Origin of the sequence: uncultured Winogradskyella sp., from assembly GCF_963975125.1 — a bacterium.
GTDB lineage: Bacteria > Bacteroidota > Bacteroidia > Flavobacteriales > Flavobacteriaceae > Winogradskyella.
This window is the reverse complement of sequence record NZ_CAXBGB010000052.1, coordinates 1-22,526: the sequence shown is the minus strand read 5'-3', so window position 1 is coordinate 22,526 and position 22,526 is coordinate 1. Positions and strand designations below refer to the sequence as shown.

General features: G+C 31.3%; 22 protein-coding genes and 2 pseudogenes. 12 read left to right on the top strand and 12 right to left on the bottom strand.

Annotated elements, in window-relative coordinates; all coding sequences use genetic code 11:
- Together AAC053_RS09035 and AAC053_RS09030 are read right to left on the bottom strand one after the other, a co-directional pair.
- Positions 1-580, bottom strand: a pseudogene (locus tag AAC053_RS09035) (hypothetical protein); the annotation flags it as partial.
- Complete coding sequence (locus AAC053_RS09030) at positions 567-1,385, bottom strand: carboxypeptidase-like regulatory domain-containing protein (protein WP_339755506.1); 819 nt, start codon at positions 1,383-1,385, stop codon at positions 567-569. The pseudogene AAC053_RS09035 and the gene AAC053_RS09030, both read right to left, overlap by 14 nt.
- Before the next feature lie 148 nt (positions 1,386-1,533).
- On the opposite strand from AAC053_RS09030, the gene pepE reads away from it, so the two are divergent.
- Positions 1,534-2,241: a dipeptidase PepE gene (pepE, locus tag AAC053_RS09025; protein WP_339755504.1), complete on the top strand. Its 708-nt coding sequence runs from the start codon at positions 1,534-1,536 to the stop codon at positions 2,239-2,241.
- A 3-nt stretch (positions 2,242-2,244) separates the two neighbouring features.
- Here the strand turns inward: pepE and AAC053_RS09020 are convergent, their stop codons facing one another.
- On the bottom strand, positions 2,245-2,673 hold the full coding sequence (locus AAC053_RS09020; protein WP_339755502.1) for a GNAT family N-acetyltransferase: 429 nt from the start codon (positions 2,671-2,673) through the stop codon (positions 2,245-2,247).
- 151 nt (positions 2,674-2,824) lie between these two features.
- Here AAC053_RS09020 and AAC053_RS09015 point away from each other — a divergent pair, with 151 nt between their 5' ends.
- Positions 2,825-3,592, top strand: a complete 768-nt coding sequence (locus AAC053_RS09015; RefSeq protein WP_339755500.1) for a M48 family metalloprotease — start codon at positions 2,825-2,827, stop codon at positions 3,590-3,592.
- A gap of 41 nt (positions 3,593-3,633) precedes the next feature.
- Here the strand turns inward: AAC053_RS09015 and AAC053_RS09010 are convergent, their stop codons facing one another.
- Positions 3,634-4,029 carry an ankyrin repeat domain-containing protein gene (locus AAC053_RS09010; RefSeq protein WP_339755498.1) on the bottom strand — a complete coding sequence of 132 codons (396 nt, stop codon included), beginning with the start codon at positions 4,027-4,029 and terminating at the stop codon, positions 3,634-3,636.
- 263 nt (positions 4,030-4,292) lie between these two features.
- Here AAC053_RS09010 and gpmI point away from each other — a divergent pair, with 263 nt between their 5' ends.
- Together gpmI and AAC053_RS09000 are read left to right on the top strand one after the other, a co-directional pair.
- Positions 4,293-5,810: a 2,3-bisphosphoglycerate-independent phosphoglycerate mutase gene (gene gpmI, locus AAC053_RS09005; RefSeq protein ID WP_339755496.1), complete on the top strand. Its 1,518-nt coding sequence runs from the start codon at positions 4,293-4,295 to the stop codon at positions 5,808-5,810.
- Between the two features lie 43 nt (positions 5,811-5,853).
- Positions 5,854-6,252 (top strand): hydrolase, encoded by a 399-nt coding sequence (locus tag AAC053_RS09000; protein ID WP_339755494.1) that lies wholly within the window; start codon positions 5,854-5,856, stop codon positions 6,250-6,252.
- A gap of 12 nt (positions 6,253-6,264) precedes the next feature.
- Here the strand turns inward: AAC053_RS09000 and AAC053_RS08995 are convergent, their stop codons facing one another.
- Entirely contained in the window at positions 6,265-7,530 is a 1,266-nt protein-coding gene (locus AAC053_RS08995; protein WP_339755493.1) for an acetyl-CoA hydrolase/transferase C-terminal domain-containing protein, read from the bottom strand.
- 125 nt (positions 7,531-7,655) lie between these two features.
- Here AAC053_RS08995 and map point away from each other — a divergent pair, with 125 nt between their 5' ends.
- The 3 genes and pseudogenes from map (at position 7,656) to AAC053_RS08980 (ending at position 9,708) form a co-directional block, all read left to right on the top strand.
- Positions 7,656-8,474 carry a type I methionyl aminopeptidase gene (gene map / locus AAC053_RS08990; protein WP_339755490.1) on the top strand — a complete coding sequence of 273 codons (819 nt, stop codon included), beginning with the start codon at positions 7,656-7,658 and terminating at the stop codon, positions 8,472-8,474.
- 117 nt (positions 8,475-8,591) lie between these two features.
- Positions 8,592-8,900 (top strand): annotated as a pseudogene (locus AAC053_RS08985) (GxxExxY protein).
- Positions 8,901-8,943: 43 nt separating this feature from the next.
- A complete protein-coding gene (locus AAC053_RS08980; RefSeq protein WP_339755488.1) occupies positions 8,944-9,708 on the top strand; it encodes a methyltransferase domain-containing protein in 765 nt (254 codons plus the stop codon).
- Positions 9,709-9,804: 96 nt separating this feature from the next.
- Here AAC053_RS08980 and AAC053_RS08975 read toward each other — a convergent pair whose 3' ends face one another.
- Genes AAC053_RS08975 through AAC053_RS08965 form a run of 3 tightly spaced genes read right to left on the bottom strand, consistent with a single transcriptional unit; the run spans position 9,805 to position 12,051 of the window.
- On the bottom strand, positions 9,805-10,785 hold the full coding sequence (locus tag AAC053_RS08975) for an FAD:protein FMN transferase (RefSeq protein WP_339755486.1): 981 nt from the start codon (positions 10,783-10,785) through the stop codon (positions 9,805-9,807).
- Position 10,786: 1 nt separating this feature from the next.
- Complete coding sequence (locus AAC053_RS08970) at positions 10,787-11,164, bottom strand: Na(+)-translocating NADH-quinone reductase subunit F (protein WP_339755485.1); 378 nt, start codon at positions 11,162-11,164, stop codon at positions 10,787-10,789.
- A gap of 20 nt (positions 11,165-11,184) precedes the next feature.
- Complete coding sequence (locus tag AAC053_RS08965; protein ID WP_339755483.1) at positions 11,185-12,051, bottom strand: DUF4846 domain-containing protein; 867 nt, start codon at positions 12,049-12,051, stop codon at positions 11,185-11,187.
- A gap of 278 nt (positions 12,052-12,329) precedes the next feature.
- Between AAC053_RS08965 and AAC053_RS08960 the strand changes: the two genes are divergently transcribed.
- From AAC053_RS08960 to AAC053_RS08940, 5 genes are all read left to right on the top strand, one after another.
- The gene (locus AAC053_RS08960; protein ID WP_339755481.1) at positions 12,330-12,563 is read left to right on the top strand and encodes a hypothetical protein; all 234 of its coding nucleotides are present in this window, start codon (positions 12,330-12,332) and stop codon (positions 12,561-12,563) included.
- 23 nt (positions 12,564-12,586) lie between these two features.
- Complete coding sequence (locus AAC053_RS08955; protein ID WP_339755479.1) at positions 12,587-13,894, top strand: serine hydrolase domain-containing protein; 1,308 nt, start codon at positions 12,587-12,589, stop codon at positions 13,892-13,894.
- A gap of 80 nt (positions 13,895-13,974) precedes the next feature.
- Positions 13,975-14,304, top strand: coding sequence for a hypothetical protein (locus AAC053_RS08950; protein ID WP_339755478.1), 330 nt, complete (start codon positions 13,975-13,977; stop codon positions 14,302-14,304).
- A 51-nt stretch (positions 14,305-14,355) separates the two neighbouring features.
- Positions 14,356-15,387 (top strand): DUF6090 family protein, encoded by a 1,032-nt coding sequence (locus AAC053_RS08945; RefSeq protein ID WP_339755476.1) that lies wholly within the window; start codon positions 14,356-14,358, stop codon positions 15,385-15,387.
- Between the two features lie 6 nt (positions 15,388-15,393).
- On the top strand, positions 15,394-15,780 hold the full coding sequence (locus AAC053_RS08940) for a cupin domain-containing protein (protein WP_339755475.1): 387 nt from the start codon (positions 15,394-15,396) through the stop codon (positions 15,778-15,780).
- A 50-nt stretch (positions 15,781-15,830) separates the two neighbouring features.
- Here AAC053_RS08940 and AAC053_RS08935 read toward each other — a convergent pair whose 3' ends face one another.
- From AAC053_RS08935 to AAC053_RS08920, 4 genes are all read right to left on the bottom strand, one after another.
- Positions 15,831-16,574 carry a LytTR family DNA-binding domain-containing protein gene (locus AAC053_RS08935; protein ID WP_339755473.1) on the bottom strand — a complete coding sequence of 248 codons (744 nt, stop codon included), beginning with the start codon at positions 16,572-16,574 and terminating at the stop codon, positions 15,831-15,833.
- On the bottom strand, positions 16,571-19,513 hold the full coding sequence (locus tag AAC053_RS08930) for a histidine kinase (protein ID WP_339755471.1): 2,943 nt from the start codon (positions 19,511-19,513) through the stop codon (positions 16,571-16,573). The genes AAC053_RS08935 and AAC053_RS08930 overlap by 4 nt, the downstream gene beginning before the upstream one ends.
- Positions 19,514-19,893: 380 nt before the next feature.
- Complete coding sequence (locus tag AAC053_RS08925) at positions 19,894-20,409, bottom strand: hypothetical protein (protein ID WP_339755469.1); 516 nt, start codon at positions 20,407-20,409, stop codon at positions 19,894-19,896.
- Between the two features lie 2 nt (positions 20,410-20,411).
- Positions 20,412-22,526, bottom strand: a 2,115-nt coding sequence (locus tag AAC053_RS08920; RefSeq protein ID WP_339755468.1) for a T9SS type A sorting domain-containing protein, incomplete at its 5' end; no start/stop codon positions are given.

Here is a 22,526-nt window from a genome sequence, read left to right as displayed (position 1 = left end):
TAAACTCTGTTTCTATTCTTTCCTTGTATTCATTAGTATCACCATTAATTCTATTTAATATTTTATGGACATTTATTGTGATTCCTAGACCATAGTAATACACAAATTTACCATGGTCTGCATCATATAAACGTTGTTCGTTTTGAGTTAAAGGTAAATTAGTATTACCGGGAATACCCAAGTCGTAGAAGTTAATTTCAGCTTTTGCATCAGAATTTTCAACATCAGACTTTAAGCTTCCTGTTAATATTTTGCCAACTACAACTTCGTTTAACTCGATTATTTTTTCAACGAGCTGTACACTAAAATAACCTAAAATCTTAATAGATTCTGTAACTACAAAACTCTGAGCTTGGTATCTTATACCCGAAATATATAATGTATCTGATGCTTTCGCTATAATTATAAAATTCCCTTTTTCATCGGAAATAGCGTATTTAGAGGCTGTCTTATTTATTATATGAATACCTTCTACCTCGTGGTTCGCGATAAGTTGACCTTTCAATTCTTTGTGCTGTGCGTTTAGAAACAAAGTCGTGATAAATACAATAAAAAAACAAAGTCCACTAATCTTTTTCACTCTTAAGTTTTATGAAAGCTTTACTCAGCTGTGTGATGCGTTCTAAAAACTGTAACTCTTTATTTTCCTTTAACAATTCTTTATCAACTCCTTCTTTTTCAACATAATTGATAAAAGCATCCACCTCATTTATAGGAATATTGAAATTAGAGTGAATATAATTAACACTATACTGGTCTAGAGCTTCTTTAAAAGGTGTTTTAGCTATTTCTTTTTCTTCCTTTGTTTTAGGCTTATCTCCATCCATATCTACAACTTGGCTTAATAAAAAGCCTGCAAGATTGACAACATTAAGCATGTTATCAACTCTAGGGTTATATTCGTTAAATGCCAAATTATCTGCTTTGGTTTTGTAATCTGGGGAAAACTCAAAATGAGTAATATGATTTAAACCAAGATAAACATCATCTAAACTTACATTATAGGTTCTTACATTCTCCAAATCTGCATTTAAGTTACCTGTAAGATCAAATGGTAACACTACTACTTCATCTAGTTTATTAACTTCTTCTACCAAGATTACAGTTAAGCGCTTAGAAGTAATAATTTTTTCTGTTATGGTAGCTGTAAAGTCTTTAAATTGAAGTGCCCCAAACTCTACAATATCATTAATTGCAACTTTAATTTTAAAATAACCTTCTTTATCCGTAGTAGTTCCTTTATTAGAAGATGTATTGTAAACTGTCACACCTTCTTTATCTTCGGTTGACACAATGATTTTTCCATTGATTAATATTCTATCAACATCTTGACTCAGAGCTGATATCGTAAAAAAACTAAATAATAGGAGTAATATCTGTTTCATATATCTATACTATTTTTAAGAGTAATAAATTTCGGACATATTCTTCAATTCTCATAGGAATTTGTTGATAAATGTTTGTTAAAACATAAAGCAGACTTTTAAAAAGTTTAACTTTCTTTGTAAACGTAAGAATCTAAAACATCAAATTTTGAAATCAATTATAATTGCAAGCACATCTACCATTCATGGCAGTGGTTATTTAGAATATTTATTAGATGAATTGAAGCTACATTTTAAATATGCAGATGAGATTCTTTTTATTCCATATGCCAGGCCAGGCGGTATTTCTCATAATGATTATACGAAAACAGCATCTAAAGCCTTTAACAGTATTGGTAAATCTGTAAGAGGTATTCACGAATTCGAAAACCCTAAAGATGCTATTGATAAGGCTCAAGGTATTTTTGTTGGTGGAGGAAATACATTTGTATTAGTTTCTCAATTGTATAAAAACGATGTTTTAGTAGCTATTAAAAATGCTGTTAATAATGGCATCCCTTATTTGGGTACTAGTGCTGGTAGTAATATTTGTGGTTTAACTATGAATACGACTAATGATATGCCTATTGTCTATCCTCCAAGCTTTAAAACTTTAGGATTAGTACCATTTTGTATAAATCCGCATTATTTAGACCCAATTACTGGTAGCACGCACATGGGAGAAACTAGAGAAACACGGATTAAAGAGTTTCATGCGTATAACACACAACCTGTAATTGGCTTACGCGAAGGAAGTTGGATAGATGTAAAAGATGATACTATCACTTTAAAAGGCACCTTAGAGGCTAGAATTTTTGAACATAGCAAAGCTTCTTATGAAATTGCCACCAATTCAGATTTGGGCTTTTTAAAGTAACGTTTAAATGTTTTTAAAGAAGTGGTAGCCCCAAATTTCATAGCCTTCGTTATAGTAAAATTTATGCGACGGATAATTCTGTACATACGTATTTAACTCTATAGAATTACACCCTTTTGCTTTTACATAGTGATTAATCCAACTCATAAATTGCTTTCCAAGACCTTCACCACGACATTCGGGTTTAATATAGACATGGTCTAACTCAACCGATTTACCAACATAGTGACGTGTACAAAACCATAACCCAGAAACACCTACAATATCTTTATTAGCATCAAAAATGGCAGCACACTCATAGTTTTCATGTTTCATTTCATCAAAGCGAGATTTAAGCAAACTCAAAGAAACTTTACCCTCATTTAGTGCATACACTAAAGGGATGATTTGATATAAATCATCATTCGAAATAATTCTAAATTGGTAGTCCATATATTATTTTTACAGTTATAAAAGTAAATCTTTTGATCTGTTCCTCATAATTATTAAATGCAAAAAACTTAGACTTTTGTTACAAAACTCATGACTTTTAAATAAAGTTTGTGTCAAACTTTTGTAAATTGAAAGCAGTAAGACAATTATTATGAGAAGAAGAAATTTTAAAGTTAGAATTTTAATAGGTTTAGCTATCGTAACTTTTGCTTTTATACGTCGCTGTAGCCAGCAAGAAACCAACCCTTATACTGGGAGAAATCAAGCCATATCACTATCACCAAAACAAGAGATTGCCATTGGTTTACAAAGTGCACCTGGTATGGCTCAACAGCATGGTGGACTCCACCCAGATAATCGTTACCAAGCACTCGTTGACAATGTAGGTAATAAACTTGTAAGCAATAGTTTAGCTAAACAAACACCTTATAAATATGAGTTTCACCTCTTAGCAGATGAAAACACTATTAATGCATTTGCCTTACCTGGAGGGCAAATATTTATTACCTATGCACTATTTTCTAAGCTTGAAAATCAAGATCAGCTCGCAGGTGTTCTTGGGCATGAAATTGGTCATGTTTTAGGTAAACACTCTAATGAGCGTATCACAGATTCTAAATATTGGCAGACCCTTGTTATGGGTGCCGGAGCTATAGATATGGGATCTGTCGCTCAGCAAATTGGGCAAGGCACGTTACTTAAAAACGGAAGAGAAGACGAATTAGAAAGTGATGAACTTGGAGTTATGTTTATGTTAGACGCAGGTTATAATCCTGAAGAAATGATAGGAGTTATGGAAATCTTAAAAACTGCTGCTGGCCCAAATCGTGTTCCTGAATTTCAGAGCTCACATCCAGATCCAGAAAACCGAATTGAAAAAATTAGAGAAGCTATTAAAAAATACAAAAACGCAACTTAATAAAGTTGCGTTTTCTAACTAACTTAAATAATTATCTACTCCTAAGCATTTTTCTTTTTAAAACGTTTTAAGAATAATTCTGCTTCTTTTGCTTTTGTTTTTTTTGCATGAGTTAAAGCTGTATATCCCAAATCGCATGTCTCATGAATTTTAGATCCTGCAGTGATTAATATTTTAATCATATCTACACGATTATATTTTGCTGCATAATGAATTGGCAACATACCATTGGATTTAGTGTTAACATCTGCACCTGCTTTAATAAGCTTATTCACTTCATCTAAGTTGCCAGTTGCAACAGCCTTACATAAAGGGCTTACCTCAACTGTTTTTACAGTTACTTCATTTGCATCTGAAGTTAAAATTTCGTTTGATGCATTTAAATTACTAATTGAAAAGCCCAATGCTAAGGCTAAAACTACTACTGATTTTTTCATGATGAAAGATTTTAAATTTAATTGATTTGTTTTTTGATTATACTAAAGAGACGACATAATTTTTAAAGTGTTACACTAAAAAAAATTATATAACATATTTTTAACGGTTTGTAAACAAATCTGTTAACATCTTCCCAAAAGCCATTTCTCTATTAACATTGTCTGCTTTAAACTTTAAATAGAGAAAAACTTTTAACTTTTTTTGCTTACCAATTTGTTATAATGCAGTATATGTTATCTTTGAAATCACTAAAAATTTTCAAATGAACAAGAAGGTCGTTTTAATGATTTTAGATGGTTGGGGAAAATCACCCGACCCAAAAGTTTCTGCTATAGATAATGCACAAACACCATTTATTGATTCACTATACACTACATATCCAAGTGCCAGTTTAAGAACAGATGGGCTACATGTTGGTTTACCCGACGGACAAATGGGCAATAGTGAAGTTGGACACATGAATTTAGGTGCAGGTAGAATTGTCTATCAAGATTTAGTGAAAATCAACCTTGCCGTTAAAAACAAAACACTACAAGAAGAGCTAGTTTTAAAAAATGCCTTTAAATATGCAAAAACAAACAATAAGAACGTTCATTTTTTAGGTCTAGTTAGTGATGGTGGTGTACACTCTCATATAAGTCATCTTTTTGAATTAATTAATGCAGCAAATAATCATGGTTTAAAAGATGTCTTTGTACATGCTTTCACAGACGGTAGAGATGTGGATCCAAAATCTGGTTATGGGTTTATTTCAGAATTAAAAGATCATTTAAATAAAACAACAGGGAAATTAGCATCGGTAACAGGACGCTATTATGCAATGGATAGAGATAAACGTTGGGAACGTGTGAAATTTGCTTACGATGCTTTAGTTAAAGGACAAGGAACAGCCACACACAATGTTTTAAAGTCAATTCAAGAAAATTACGAGAATGATATCACTGATGAGTTTATAAAACCATTAGTGTGTGTTGATAAAAATAACAAGCCTTTGGCAATCATAAAGGAAGATGATGTTCTTATATTTTTCAATTTTAGAACCGATCGTGGTCGCCAACTAACACAGGTGCTATATCAAGAAGATTTCCATGAATACAACATGCATAAACTAAATCTTCATTATGTTACTTTAACTAATTATGATGATAGCTTTAAAGGAATTAATGTTGTTTTTAATAAAGATAATTTAAGTGAAACTTTAGGCGAAGTGTTAGAAAAACACAATAAGAAACAAATACGAATTGCCGAAACTGAGAAGTATCCTCATGTAACGTTTTTCTTTTCTGGAGGGCAAGAAAAACCCTTCAAAGGTGAAACCAGAATTTTAAGAAACTCACCAAAAGTTGCTACCTACGACTTAAAACCAGAGATGAGTGCTTATGAGTTAACAGATGCCTTAGTTCCAGAACTTAAAAAAAGAGACGTTGATTTTGTGTGCTTAAATTTCGCTAATGGAGATATGGTTGGCCATACAGGAGTTATGAAAGCTGCTATAAAAGCTTGTGAAGCTGTTGACGAATGTGTAAAGAATGTTGTTACTACGGCCTTAGAAAATGATTATACAATTATCCTAATCGCAGACCATGGTAATTGCGAAACCATGATAAACCCTGATGGATCACCAAATACAGCTCACACCACAAATCCTGTTCCTATTATTTTAATAGACAAGGATTTAGAGGCTATAAAAGATGGTGTTTTAGGAGATATTGCACCTACAGTTTTAAAGTTGTTAGGAATTCCGCAGCCATTGGTAATGACACAACACAGCCTTGTATAAACCTCTTATTATTGTACCTTTACATAACAATTGAGTATATAAAATGAATTTTCAGGATAGATTAATAGTTGCAATAGATTTTGATGGTACAATCGTAGAAGATGCATATCCTAAAATTGGGAAAACACGCATTTTTGCTTTTGAAACCTTAAAGCGATTACAACAAGATGGTCACAGACTTATTCTTTGGACCTACAGAAGTGGTCAAAAACTTCAAGAAGCCGTTGATTTTTGTAAAGAAAACGATATTGAATTCTATGCTGTAAATGCAAGCTTCCCAGAAGAAAAATTTGATTATAGTAGAAGTAGAAAAATCCATGCAGACCTTTTTATAGATGATCGCAATATTGGAGGAATCCTTGGTTGGGGTGAAATTTACCAGATGATTACCAATGAGGAACCAGATATAAAAAATGCACAAAAAAAATGGTGGCAATTTTAATTGGCAAATAATCTAGACCATTTCAAAATACGCTTTATCTATACCTTCTCTATGGTCTGGATGTGCAATTTTAACTAGGGCTTTTACACGCTCTTTAATTGTTTTTCCATATAAATTTGCGACACCATATTCTGTAACTACATAATGAATATGTGCTCTTGTTGTAACAACTCCTGCTCCTGGTTTTAATGAAGGTACAATTCTACTAATTCCTTTTTTGGTGATTGAAGGTAAGGCTATAATTGCTTTTCCTCCTTCACTAAGTGATGCTCCTCTAATAAAATCCATTTGACCACCAACACCAGAGTACATTTTAGACCCAATTGAATCTGCACAAACCTGACCAGTTAAATCCACTTCAATTGCAGAGTTAATAGCTACCATTCTTGGATTTTGCTTAATCACTGACACATCATTTACATAATCCGAGGTGCGCATCTCAACAAAAGGATTATCATTTACATAATCATACAAACGTTGAGATCCCATTAAAAATGTTGCTAAAGCCCTCCCTGGATTTACACCTTTATAGTTTCCATTAATAACATCTTTAAGGATTAAGTCTATTACACCATCAGAAAACATCTCAGTGTGCAAGCCTAAATCTTTATGATTGTGCAACCTTGACAATACTGCATTAGGAATATTTCCTATTCCCATCTGCAAGGTGCTCCGATCTTCGATTAAATTTGCAACATAGTCACCGATTTTAGTTTCAACATCTGTTGGCGTTGTTATAGGATGTGCTGGTAAGGGTTCATCACACTCTACAAAGGCATTAACTTCTGTAACGTGAATAATTCCATCACCAAACGTTCTAGGCATTTGTTTATTAACCTGAGCTACAACATAGTCAGCATTGTCAATTGCTGCTAAAGTCGCTTCAACTGAAACACCTAAAGAGCAATAGCCATGAATATCTGGAACAGAAACATGGATTAAAGCTACATTTACATCTACAATATTTCGTTTAAACAATAATGGAACTTCACTCAAAAATACTGGTGTATAGGAGCCATTACCTGCTTTTAAAGTATGTCTAACATTTTTTCCAATAAAAAATGAATTAACATGAAAACTCTTTGCTAATTTAGGATTAGCATATGGTGCATCACCTTCAGTATGCAATTGGCAAATCTCAACATTTCTAAGTTCTTCATGTCTATTCGTTAGTGCTCTTATTAACACATTTGGGACTGCTGCAGCTGCTTGTATATATATTTTGTCGTCAGATTTTACGATTTTTAAAGCTTCTTCGGCACTAACTGTTTTATACATTTTTATTAGATTTTATCTGTGCAAAATTAAGATAGAAAATACGTTAAAAAACTGTCTTTTATCATGTTTTAGTAATATTTTAAAATTGTTATAATTACCTATCTTTGTCGCTCAATTTAAGAATCATGATAATTGTAAAAACGAAAGAAGAAATTGAATTAATGCGTCAAAGTGCGCTCGTCGTATCTAAAACTTTAGGTATGTTAGCTAAAGAGGTTAAAGAAGGTATTACAACCAATCATTTAGATACCATTGCTGAAGAATTCATAAGAGACCATGGTGCTTTACCAGGTTTTAAAGGACTCTACGACTGCCCTTCTACCCTTTTGTGCAGTGTTAACGAAGCCGTTGTTCATGGTTTACCAACAGATATTCCTTTGATAGATGGAGATATTGTATCTATAGATTGTGGTGCTTTAATGAATGGATTTTACGGTGACCATGCTTATACGTTCGAAATCGGGAATGTTGCTGAAGAGACTAAAAAACTAATTGAGGTTACCAAAAAATCGCTTTATGTTGGGATTTGCCAACTGAAACTTGGAAACCGTGTTGGTGATGTTGGCTTTGCAATACAACAACATTGTGAATCTCATGGCTATGGTGTTGTACGAGAATTGGTTGGTCATGGTTTGGGCAAAAAAATGCATGAGGATCCTGAAATGCCAAATTATGGAAGACGTGGTAGAGGTAAAAAGTTTATTGAAGGTATGGTTGTTGCCATTGAGCCAATGATAAATATGGGAACTCACAAAGTGAAACAACTTAAAGACGGTTGGACTATTGTAACTCAAGATGGAAAACCAAGTGTTCATTTTGAACATGACATCGCTATAGTTAATGGTCTACCAGAAATCCTTTCGACATTTGCTTATGTGCATGAAGCCTTGGGCATAAGTTCTAATGAAGAAGATGCGTTTCGTCAGAAAGCTTTAGTGCTTTAAATTATTACACAGAGATTTGCGAAGCATTATAGTTTTAATTTAGAAAATGATTTACGATAAGATTACAGAAAATATTATGGAGCTGCTATTAAAGTTCATAAAGCTCTTGAGCCAGGATTGCTAGAACCAGCTTATCAAGAATGTTTCATTATAAATTAATGGCTATGGGATATTCTGTTCAAAAAGAAATTTCTCAACCTATAAGTTTATAACTATATTACTTTAGATCATGGACATAGAATCGATTTACTTGTTGAACAAAAAACCGTATTTAAACTTAAAACAGTTGAAAAATTCACAGATGTCAATACAATACAAATATTTACTTATATGAAGTTGGGTAATTATCCTTTGGGATTATTACTTAGTTTTAGCACCAAACTTTTAAAAAACAAAATAAAAAGATTCATAAACACAATCGAGTAAACACACTCTGCGAATCTCAGTACATCACTGAGTAACAAAAAAAATGAAAACAATTTTCAAATTTTTTCTTAACATTATACCTAGACCATTCTTAATTAGGCTTAGCTATTTAGCACGACCTATTCTTGCTTTATTTCTAAAAGGCAACAAATTCACCGATCCAATTGACGGTAAAAGTTTTAGGAGTTTTTTACCTTATGGTTACGGTACACAACGCCCAAATGTATTATCACCTTCTACCCTCTCTCTAGAGCGGCATAGGTTACTTTGGCTGTACCTTAAGAATGAAACTAAGTTCTTTTCAAAAAACTTAAAAGTTTTACATTTTGCACCAGAACAATGTTTTTTAAAACGCTTCAGAACGTTAAAAAACTTAAATTATATCACAACGGATTTACTATCACCTATTGCCGATGTAAAAGCAGACATCTGTAATCTTCCTTTTAGAGATAATAGTTACGACATTATTCTGTGTAATCATGTTTTAGAACATATACCTGATGATACTAAAGCCATGCAAGAATTATATCGGGTTATGAAACCAGGTGGTTATGGAATTTTTCAAATACCACAAGATTTAAATTTAGATACTACTTTTGAGGACAATACAATAACGGATAAAGCTGAACGCGCGAAAATATTTGGTCAGTACGACCATGTAAGGGTTTATGGCAGGGATTATTTTGAAAAGCTTCGTAGTATAGGATTTAAAGTTGAAGAAGTAGATTACACCGTTCAACTTTCTGTTGCTGAAATTGAAAAATATCGATTAGCAAAGGGTGAGATAATCCCGGTAGTATTTAAATAAAAAAGTCGAGCCAAACGAATAAGGCTCAACTTTTTTTTGAATAGTAGTTAATAGCAATTATAAGACACTACAACTTTTAAAAAGTCACAAGAATTTCTATTCCGGAAAATCATTTAGAGTCAAGGTCTGCAATGTCTTATTTTCATCTTCATAAATAAAATAAGCCTTTAACTCTATATGAGAATTTAAAAAGGTTTTTACATTTTCAACTCCCATGGCTTGAAAAGCTGTTGCATAGCCATCTGCTGTTATACAATCTGCTGCAATAACAGAAACACTAAGTACATTTGTTTTGGTAGGATAGCCTGTTTTTGTATTAATAATATGTGCATAGCGATTCCCTTTCTCATCTATCTTAAATTTTCTGTAAGTGCCAGAGGTTGCCAATGCTTCGTCTTTTAACACTACTACTTTAGAAAAGGACTGTGTACCATCAAAATTGGGATCATCGATACCGACGGTCCAACCTTTTTTGCTTTCAAAATTAGAACCCGAAACCCGTAAATCTCCACCAATATCAACGATATAATTTTTAATTCCTTTAGATTCTAGAAAATCTGCTATTACATCTATACCATATCCTTTTGCAATGGCATTAAACTCTAGATAGGTTTCCTTCGATTTTTTAATTTCATGATCTACAAGGCCAACTCTATTGAATCCTACGTGTTTCATTAAACTATCAATGGTTGTACTATCTGTTAAAAATTTATTATTTTCTGCACCAAAATTCCAAGCATTTACCACATTGCCAATTGTGGGATCAAAAACGCCTTCTGTCTGTCTATAAATAACTTTTGAAGCTTTAAAAACATTTTTGAAATGATGATCTATTTTAGATATTTCGTTTCTATTTAATTTAGAAATATCAGAATCTTTAATATAAGTTGAAAGCGATTGATTTACAACATTAAATAAGCTGTCTATTTGCTTTTGGTAGTTACTATTATTTTCAGAATAATACTGAATATTAAACCCTGTACCGAAGATTGGGCCAGATAGTTTTACATTCTGTATTTTATGCTCAGAGCAGCAAAAAAGTGTGAATAGGACTAAAACAGCAACTCGTTTCTTCATATCAATTCAAATTCATTTCAATTACCTGAATGCCATTATATTCTATGAGATATTCTTCATTTAAATAAATTGGTAAATCTTCACCTTCAGGATTACCTAGACCAACTCCTGCATATAAAACCTTAGCATCTTTTTCGTACGCATGCTTTTTAAAAGTTTGCATCCAAACTACATCGAAGTTATTAGGATTTTCAGGTAGTATTACAGCCCTTACTACAACAAAAAAGTATTGACTATCCTTATCGATACATACAAATTGAGGATGCTTTTTTAACTTGCTATTAATTGCTATAAACTCAAAACCACATGATTCTAAATCCTTACCAACATGATTCATGGCAAGGTTATGTAATTCTTGTGGAGTAAGTGGTTTGCTCATGCTGTAAAGATACAAGAAGCTTATTTAAAACGCACAAATTTCGCACTACTAAAAGTATAATTTGAAACTGGAATAACGGCATCATCTTCCAATTGATACCATGGAGAAATGTTTGAATTCTCAAGGTTTTTAACTAGGTGAACACTTTGTGCTGGTGTATTACCTTGAAATAGAAGAAATAACTTTTCACCATTCTCATTAATCAGTTCATCAGCAATCATAACAATATGGCCTGGTGAACCTCCTTTAATAAGCATGTCTCCTATTCTTAAATCTTTGACTTTAATAGATTTGAGTTCGTAATATAATGACAACGTACCAGAATACATATAGATTAAATTTAAATATTTATAGAAGTTTTCTTTAGACTGATTTGCTGAAGCGGTTTTATGAAAGGTTACTTTATTACCATTAATTTTGGGCCGATAGCCTTCAGCATATTTTTGCCAAGAGCAATAATGACCAGACGTAAATTTATAACCAATCTCATCCTTTCTATTGTTATCCCAAAGGTATTCGCTTCTAATTCTAATTAATGCATCTGCGCATTGTTGTAGTCCGTTTTTGGGTACAGGAATTTCTAAAACGCCGATATGACCACCTTGCCAAAAATATTCGGAATTATCATAGTTGGTAATCTTACTTCCAAAAGCTTTCAATTTGTAGTTGCGGATATAGTTCTCAAAACTTCCATCACTATAGTCAACACGTTTATAACCATCTACAGCATTAACTCTAGATTGTATAGTTAAACTATCCTTATTAATAAGGTTTGGAGTTTCTATAATGGCAGCAACTGTATTAACAGCTTTTTTAATAGGTCTTAATTGAAATACCAAAACTATAGGTATAAAAAATAATAAAAAAATGAGTAGTCCTTTCTTCATAATCACTTAAACGTAATAAATTTATTTTTTGGTATGCGCCCAATTAAATTGTAACTTTAAAATTCAATTTGTGATTATTTAATTTATTTTCTTGCAAATAGTTAACACCAGCCCAACTACTACTTTGACTTTATCTGCTCTCTAAAGTGTGTTGTAATAAAATTATTTAGACGCATAAGTCAATGTTAGCGTTAATAACCTATTACAATATTTAATTAACGGTATTAAAAGCAGAAAATAATTAACAGTTACTCTTTTTAATAGGAATAAACAAATTAATGAAAACAGTCGGTATTTTTAGAGGGTCTGGTTTTATTGGAAGCTATACTACAAAACAATTTTTAGAGCAAGGCTTTAAGACAAAAGTATCTGCAAAAGATGTTTCGACCATACTTAAAAATGTAAAGCCAAAGGGCAGTGCTCGTGTTATTTATAAAAATGAAGCTGCAAAGCGCAATTTAGATCTAGAATTTAATCTGGCTTTAGCGCCTTTAAAAGCATTTAGTTCTTAATAAAAAATTAAAAACAATCAACAATGAATTTTCTCACCACACCTAAAATAGTCCTTTTCGTTTTATTTATCAGCTTATCTAATTTTGTAAATGCTCAAACAAAATCTAATAAAGTATCTACAAAAATTAGTTATGGCACTGCAATAGATGTAGGATTATCTAAAGAAAGGCTTGCTCTGATTGACTCTATGTGCATCAGCGCAATAAAAGAAGGGGATTTACCAGGAATAGTTGCATTGGTAGCCAGAAATGGAAAAATAGTTTACAATAAAGCCTTTGGTACCTCAAATGCAGCAACAAAAAAAGCGCTTAAAACGGACGATATATTTAGACTTGCTTCTCAATCTAAAGCAATTACTGCTACTGCTGTTATGATGCTTTGGGAACAAGGTAAGTTTAGGTTAGATGATCCTGTTTCTAAATATATTCCAGAATTTAAAAACCCTGTTGTGCTCGATTCGCTTTTTGAAGATGGAAATTTCACTACCCAACCTGCCGATAAAGAGATTTCAATTAGGCATTTATTAACGCATACTTCTGGCATAGGCTATGGTGTAATAGATGGAGATAATCGTTTTAAAAAGATTTATAAAAAAGCAGGAATAGTTGACTTATTTACAACTAAGAATATTCGTATAGGTGAAAACATTAAAAAACTAGCTACACTTCCACTACACCACAATCCTGGAGAAAAATTCACTTATAGCGAGAGTTATGATGTGTTAGGCTATTTTATTGAAGTTATTTCTGGAATGTCTTTTAATACCTTTTTGCGTACTCATATTTTTGATCCTTTGGGTATGGATGACACATGGTTTTATTTACCCGAATCTAAAGCAGATCGATTAGTTGCGGTACAAACAAAAGAAAATGGCAAATGGAAAAATTATCCTGTCACTTTTTATGATACCGATTACCCAATTAAAGGAGCAAAGCAATTTTTCTCTGGTGGAGCTGGTCTTAGCAGCACAGCTGAGGATTATGCTAAATTTTTACAGATGTACTTAAATAAAGGTGTTTATAATGGCAAAAGACTATTGAGCAGAACAACGGTAAATATCATTCTTGCAAATCACATTAATGATCTCTGGGGAGAAGATACTAGCGTGGTGTACGGTCTTGCATTCGCAGTACAAAATAAAAAAGGTGAAGAGAAAGGAGGGAGTGGTAGTGAAGGAACGTTTAGTTGGGGCGGTTATTTTAATACACAATATTTCGCAGACCCTAAAGAACAGGTTATCGGCATCATTTTAAAGCAAACTCAAGACACAAGATCAGATAAAACGGGTTGGAAATTTCCAATTCTAGTATCACAATCTATAGATAATTAAAAACTAGTAAGATTACCAACATATCAAAAACATAAATAATTTAGATTCAATAAACACTTCAACCTTTTAAACCTAAAAAAATGAGTAGCATCAACTGGACAAAAAAAGAATTAAAGATTTATATTTTATTGCTGTGCGCAAATGCCAATTCTGTTGAAACAGCGGAAGAAATTAAATTAATTAAATCTAAAACCGATTCTAAAACTTTTGATGAGATTTATAAAGTATTTTCTAATCATAATGAAGATGAAAGTCTCGAAATTATTGACGATAACATTCACCAACATGAATATAGTGATTTAGAACTCGCAGAGATAAAAAGAGAAATATCAGAGCTTTTTCTTATAGATAACGCTGTGGATATGAAGGAGAAAAATATTACTAGAATCTTAGACAATATTTTGTATTAATTTTTAAATCTTGTTATGATAAAATTCTTTAGACATATAAGATACAATCTGATGAAAAAAAACAAAACAAGCAAATATTTTAAATATGCTATTGGCGAAATTATCCTTGTAGTTATTGGTATTCTAATCGCTTTACAGATTAACAATTGGAATGAATCGAAAAAAAAAGACGAACAATTTGCTTTGGCTTTAGAGCAAGTTTTTAACGATTTAGATATTGAAATACAAGATTATGATAATACAAATACCAGTTTAGATCAACAAATAACTTTTATAAATCAATTACTATATGCGCCAGATAGCATCCCTTTAAAATTGTTACCGTATAAGTTGTTTTACATAGATCAAGGTACTGATATTAGCACAAAAATAATAGCTAAAGGTAGTAGTCTTTTTTCTAAGGTAGAATTAAATCTTAACGACATAAAACAGCTTAAAATTGCAAAAAAAATTACGTCTTATCTAGAAAATCGTATATGGATAGAGAAGGCTTTAGAAAATGAAATTGAAGAAATACTCAAAAAAGAAAATATTCCTACACCTATAATAGTCTATGGCTTAACAGCCTTTAATAATTTTGAAGGAATTGATATTAATTTTTTCACAAATGAAGAACGTCTTAAAGTTCTAGAATTAGTTAAAACTCCAAAAGTTAAAACGGCACTAAAGACTATTAAATCTAATCGTTTAAGAATTAAACAATTAGATATTCATAACACAAAACAAGATGCACTTTCATTACTTCAGTTAATAAAAGATTACGATTCTAACATTAGATTATTTTATGACAATGTTGGTATTATTGGAACTGCAATTGATGGTTATGAAGGTGTAGGCGTAAAATCTATACCAATGCAATTAATAGATGAAGTTAATAGTATTTGGGAAACTGAAATAGAATTAAAAAAAGGGACGGTTAAGTTTAGGACAAGAGATAGCTGGATTCAAAATTGGGGAGGAACATCTTTCCCTAAAGGAGATGCCATTTATTTTTGGGAAAATATTGAGGTTAAACCTGGTAAATATAAAGTAATATTAAATTTAAGTAATAAAACCTATGAATTTATTCCTTCTAACTTGTAAAAAGATATGATTAGCATCTTAAAAAAAACAACCGTTTATTATCTTTTCTGTTTCTGCCTTGTAACAATAAGTTGTAAGCCTAAAAATACATTACCCGATCCTTTAAAAGCTGGCTGGAAAGGTAGAGCAGTTTGTGAGGTTTTAGAAGAGAACAAAGAACTGAGAGTCCTTAAATGTAGTTTTGAGCCTGGTGTTGGGCACGAAAAACATTATCATAATCCACATTTTGGCTATTCGCTAGCTGGCGGAAAATTTAGAATTACAGATACTACAGGAACAAGAGTGGTTGATATACCAACAGGTTATAATTTTAATAAAGATGAAAGGTCATCGCATGAGGTCTTAAATATTGGTGAGACTACTGCTGTGTTTTTGATTATGGAGTATAAATAGACTTTTAAGCTTGAATTAGCGCATGTAAGTCTCAACTACATCTTTGGATCTCATTCCCTTAAGCAATTTAAAAAATCTTGTCTTCTATTTCTAGACACAGGAAGCTTATGATTGTCTTGTAAAATCACATAACCTTCATTTAAATACTTTTCTATGTATGTAAGGTTAATAAGATACGATTTATGAATTTGATAGAATGACTGGTTTTCAATCAATTTATTAAAATAGCCTATACTATGAGAACTTAAAATGGCTTTTCTATTAACTATATGTATTCTTGTATAGCCATTATCGCCTTCAAAAAATAAAATCTCTGACATTTTTATAAACTCTAAACCTTCACTAGATGGTACTACAATTTTCTTATTCTGAAACGTAGTAGCTCCAAGGTTTTCGATAAGTAGTTTATTCTTTTCTAAAGCCGATTTTTCTTCAATATTTAAAATGGCCTTCTTTACGGTTTTAATTAAATCGTCATTATCAACAGGCTTTACTAAATAACCAATAGCACAATGTTTAATGGCTTCAATGGCATAATTATCGAAAGCTGTGGCAAAAATAATTTCAAAATCTGGATTTTCTATTTCTGCGAGTAGGTCAAAGCCACTCAATTCTGGCATGGCAACGTCTAAAAAAACCAATTGTGGCTTTAGTTTTTTTATTAATTCTATACCTTCTTTTGGACTTTGAGTTTCAGCAATAATAGTTACATTAGGACATAAACGCTCTAACTTATTTTTTAAAATAGCTAGTGCCTTTCGCTCATCATCTATTAAAATTGCATTTATTTTCATTGGCTATTTAATTGTGTGAAGATTAATGTTACAATAGTTCCTGTTTTGTCTTTTTCAATTTCAGAAATATCTTCTATTTTATAATCTACTTGCCATTCTTTATTCTTGTTTAACAAATCTAGTCGCTCTCTAAGCACGTTTGATGAGTTAGATTGATAGTTTTTAGATGAGGCTTTAAAAATTGACTTGGCTTTATTTATACCTATTCCATCATCTTTTATAGTCACTTTAAATGAATCTTCTTTTAACTGTTTAAAGAGCACCTCAACAGTTCCATTTTCCTTTTTATGAAATAATCCATGATTAACTGCATTCTCTACTATAGGTTGCAATAACATAGACGGAATACGCTGTTCCTCTACATCTATTTTTTCGCAGACTGTAATATTATAGTTCAATTTTTCCTCAAATCTGAGTTTTTCAATGTCTAGATAATTGGTTAGTAGTTCTAATTCTTCTTTAATGGTTATGGTTTGCCTTCTAGAATACTCAAAAAACAATCGGATTAATTGCGAAAACTTAGACAAGTAGTTTTCAGATAATTCCACCTCTTTTCTTTGAATAAAATATTGAATAGCATTCAATGAATTATGCACAAAATGCGGATTCATTTGGCTGCGTAAGGCTTGTAATTCTAAACCTGCGACTCGCTTTTCTTTTTGCGCCTTTTCTTGTTCACTTTTTGTAATTTTCTGCTTGGTTTTACTCATCAGTAATATAAATCCAAATAAGCCAATAACAGCAAATCCAATTTTATTATACCAAAGTTGCCACCACTTTGGTATTACATCTAAGTATTGTTTTGCAATACTAGTATTATTGTGTTGGTCTGTAGCTTTTACTTCTAAAGTGTATCGTTTTGGTGAAAGATTAGCGAAATTTAGTGTTTTAGCCTCAGTACTGACCCATTCTTTTTGTGATGGTAATAACCTGTATTTGTAAGTTACATGCTCTTGATTAACATAATTTTGTAGCGCAAATTTCACTTTAATGTTATTTCTTTCTCCGTTTTTGTAGTCTAGTGTGTCGTTAGATGTTTTAAAATAGAGTTCTGGCTTTTCTTTATAGACCTGACTGTTTATATTTAACTTTGCTAAGCCCATATCACTTGCTGCAAACAGAATACTATCCTTAATATAAATGTCGTTGGTGTTGTTTTGAAGCAAGCCATCTGCTTCATAGTATGAGTCAACGATTCTTGACGTACTTAAATCTTTTTTATTAAGTTCTATCTTTTTTACACCTTTTTGGGTGGCCAACCAAAGCGTATCATTTTCTACAAGTATGCGTTGTATAGATAATCCATCGGTTTCTATTAAATGAAAAATTTTGTCTTCGTTATATAAATACACACCTCTTCCGTCTGTACCAACAATTAAAAAATTATCTGTTGTAGCAATACTACCAATAGGATCATTTAGTAAATTGTTGCTGATTTTAGGTTTTATTATTTGATCATTATCTAGTAAATGCAAACCATCACTACCTGCTATAAATAATTGATTGTTAAATGTTTCAGCAAAAAGAAGACCTGATTTAACAACAATAATTTGGCCATTTTCTTGAGGACTATTGCTTCTATAAAGGTGATTTGATGCCACTACGTACAATTTGTTTTTAAAATTGACCAAGTCCTTTAAGCCTCCAATATATCCATTAGTTTCATTTTTTTGTTTTATGTCAAATTCATTCAATGAATTACTTTTATCTAAAGTAAATTGATTTGCTGCTGAAATGAAATAATTAGTATTGGTCTCTTTGTCGTTTTTAATTTGATATATTTCACCATTTGCTTTAGCAAACTGGAATATAGATTTGAAAGTGTTTTCAGTTTTATTAAATTGAAAGAACCCTACATCATTCACGCCTGCAAATAATATATTATTTATCCAATTTATTTTTTGAACTTTATGATTGTTTAAATAGTAAGTAGCATCTGCTTGCGTATTAGGTATTAATGAGATCCCATTGGCTAAATCCAATAACCAAATATTGTCTTTAGAATCTTTATAACTTTTTGCACTTAAGTTTTCAGGGAAATTATAGGTGTTCTTTAGGTTTAATTGGTAATCAAAAATCATTAAATGTCCTGGAATACTAATTTGTATCTCGTTTTTAAGTCCAAAACATCTAAAATATCTAATACTATCAACACCAACCAACTCTTTAAACGATATATATTTTGCTTTATAGCTTTTAAAATCCATAAACAAAACACCTTTTTCTAAGCCATAAAACCCAATTTGATTATATAACAATCCCTGATTTTGGATTTTAGAATTTTTATAAACCAATGGAACGTTTACTGGGATTTCTTTTTTAAACTTAAAGTCCCAGTCATAGACCAATAGTTTCGTTTTTTGTAAAAAGACACATTCTTTGGTTTCTGGATTATAAAAAACTGGCATTAAACCGGTTTTACCAGTAAAACCATGTTGACGTTGAATAGCATTGGTTTTCCCATTAATTTTTTTTGCAGTTTCATTATTATAAAAACCAGTATTAATAATAGTTGTGTCGCTAAAAGTTTGCAAACCGGAAGTCCCGTAAAACCATAAACTATCTTTAGTTTTAAAGATAAAACGCGGTGTAATTACTTCTGCTTTGGCTGTGCTAAATTTATAGATACTATCATTTTTAATGTACCCTTGGTATGCACTTTTAGAGAAATACCAAAGTCTACCTTGATAATCTAACTCTAACAACCATGTATCATTATTGGGTAAACCATCTTTTATAGTGAACGTTTTAAAACTTTCTCCATCATACTTTACCACACCTTGTTTTGTAGCAAACCACATAAAGCCATTTTCATCTTCTACCATGTCATACACATGGTTGGTTGGCAAGCCTTGTTTTGTGGTATAACGGATTGGTTCTTGAGCATTGAGTTTTGCAAAAGAACAGAGCAATAGTAATATGAAAATGTGTTTTAGCACATCTAAAGATAGTTATTTATTAAAATTACAAATGCAATATATCCCATCCACTTTTATTTTCTTTTTTAAACAGCAATATTTCTGTGTAACTTTCTGTTTTTATTGGCATATTTTGATTCGTTGAAACAGTATAGTATTTTATATAGAAAGGTATTTTTACTTATAAGACCCAATGTTACCTAACCTTATGTCAGTGCCTTTTGGAGGTCTATAATTCTCTTTTTCTACGCTAAAGTAGGTTGTTAGTTGGACGCTTCGCTTCGCATTGCTTTAAGTGTTCCAAAATGTAGTCTTTAGTCAATGAATCCTTGTCACTAAAACAAGAATTCATTAACATAACTAACAAAAATACTAACCCTAATTTATAAAATGTTTGCCTTTTAACTTCTTTTAATATCAATGTCACCACTTATGGTGTGGCTAACACCTAAAGAATCAAAGTAATTTCCAGAAAATATAATTTTTATGTCGTCACCAGGATTATTACCAAAAACATTGTAGGTAAAGGTGATTGAATTTCCTGCATTATTATAATCTATATCTATGCCTTGTATATTTAATGCACCAATTTCAGGCCCATTTAAGATAAATGTAGCTGGTGTTGCAATAATTACTGGGCATGGATCGGTTGTTATACCATAGGTAAAACCAAACGTGTCTGTACTCACATCATCTTTAGAAGTAATTTTAAATACACACTGAAATCCAGTTTGAGCGGCCAAAGGGTAATCTGTTGCCACAATATTTGTTGAATAACTTAACGGGGTACCATTATCAATGGTTATTTCAATTTTATCGGCACTACGTGTTGCGGTATTATCGTCGTTGTTGCTACAACTGTTTATGAAGAGGATGGAAAGTATTAATACACTTAATTTGAATATTGATTTGGTCATGGTTATTGTTTTATAAATTTAGAAGTCTGCATTATTTTTTTATCTGAAAGGCTTAAAAAATAAATTCCAGATTTAAGAAGTGAAATATTAATTTTATTTGAAATCATTGTTCCAGAGCCAATCGGTTTACCAAGGATATCCATTATTTGATAATCTAGATTAGTAGTGTTATTCCTTTTAATATTTAAATAATCTATTGCTGGATTTGGAAATAGTTTTATTTGATAAATAGTTTCATCATTAATACTCATGGTCGCGCAGTTTTCGCTAAACGATGTTCCTGAATCAATATTAGTCCAGTTTGTTGTTGAGTAAGTAGCATCATCCACTTCGACGCAAGTTAAACTTGGGTTGTAAAGAGCACTGAAATGGATAAAATTACTATTGTTTCCATTTTTAATATTTAATGATGTAAGACCGTTACCTTCTGCATTAAACCAATTTAAATTTGAATGAGCACTTAAATTTAATTCAGAAAATTGAGCACCACGACAATTCAATTTTTCTAAATTAAGGTTGGCACTTAAATCAATACTTGTAACAAAATTCCAGGTAATGGTTAAATTAATTAAGTTTACACATGCTTCTATACCTGTTAAATCGGAAAGTTCAGAAAGAAACCAATCGCTACCTTGTATATCTATTGTTGTAACAGTGCTCATATTGGATTTAAGCACGTAATTATCTAAAAAATTGTCTTTACCTTCACTAATTAAATAAGATTCAAAAGTATCATCTGGAACATAAACTAAAGAGGACGGAATAGAACAGCTTGTGCTATAACTTGTTTGACTATCTATTGCTGTCCAATTTGTTGTTGAATAATTTGTATCATCAACTTCAATACATGTAAGGTTTGTGTTTCCGGTCGCTTCAAAAGTGGTTATAGTTGTATTGCTATTATTTTTTAAATTTAATGTATATAAATTATTATTAACAACTTGCAATGACACTAAATTAGTGTGCTGCGAAAAATCTAAATTTTCAAAAAGATTGTCATTTAAGTTTAAGTGCGTAATTGAAAGATTTGACAAAATATCTTGGGTAGAATAATTATTGGAAGCGATTTCAAAAACTCTTAAGTTAGGGAAGTTAGATTGACTTATATAAGAAATATTGTTGTTGGATAATCTTAATTCCTCTAATAAAGTTGGATATAAATTAATACTTGTTAGCTGATTTTGTTCACCATTAAGTATTTCTAATAAAGTATTACTATTAAAGTTTAAATTACCTGAAAAGTTATTTGAGCTAAAATCTAGCTCTTTTAAATTAGATAAATTATCTATACTTAAAACCGATAATTGATTTTGGCTGCAATTCAAGATTTCTAAAGCAACAAAGCTTCTAATTCCTGTTAGATCTAAAATGTTTTTATTAGAGACATCTAAAGTAGTTACACTTGAAATATTAGTAGCGTCTATATAATCATCTAAAGGTCCAGAATCATAACCTAAATCTATTAAAGCTTGTTCAAAATTATCATCTGGCACATAAGTGAATCCATAATTACAATCTTCAAGAAAGTATGATTGGTTATCTATATTAAGCCAACTTGCACTATAACTAACATCATCGACTTGAATACATTCTAAATCCGGATTAAAATTAGCGCTAAAATCCCACCAATTAACAAAATTGGTATTGCCTCCATTTTTAATATTCAATTCTGAAAGTTGATTGTTTTTACAATTTAATCTTGAAAGATTTGGGTGTAAAGAAAGATCTAATTCTTCAATTTGATTTTGAGAACAGTTTAATATGCTAAGATTTGTGTTGGTTGTTAAATCTAGAGCAATTATCATATTTTGACTACAATCCAAAGATGTAAGTGCTAGATTAGATGACAAGTCTATTGTTGTTAATAGATTCCCTCGACAGTTTAAGGTTTCTAGTAAAGCAAAATCTTCAATTCCTGCTAAATTAGAAATATTCATCCAAGACACATTTAAACTTGTAAGCCCACTTATATTTGCTGTGGGCACATAGTCGTCTAAAGGTCCAGAATCATAGCCTAAATCTATGAGAGCTTGTTCGAAAATATCATCTGGCACATAAGTTTGGGCTTGTAACACAAACGTATAACATGTAATTAATGTAAAAAGTAGTTTTGTTTT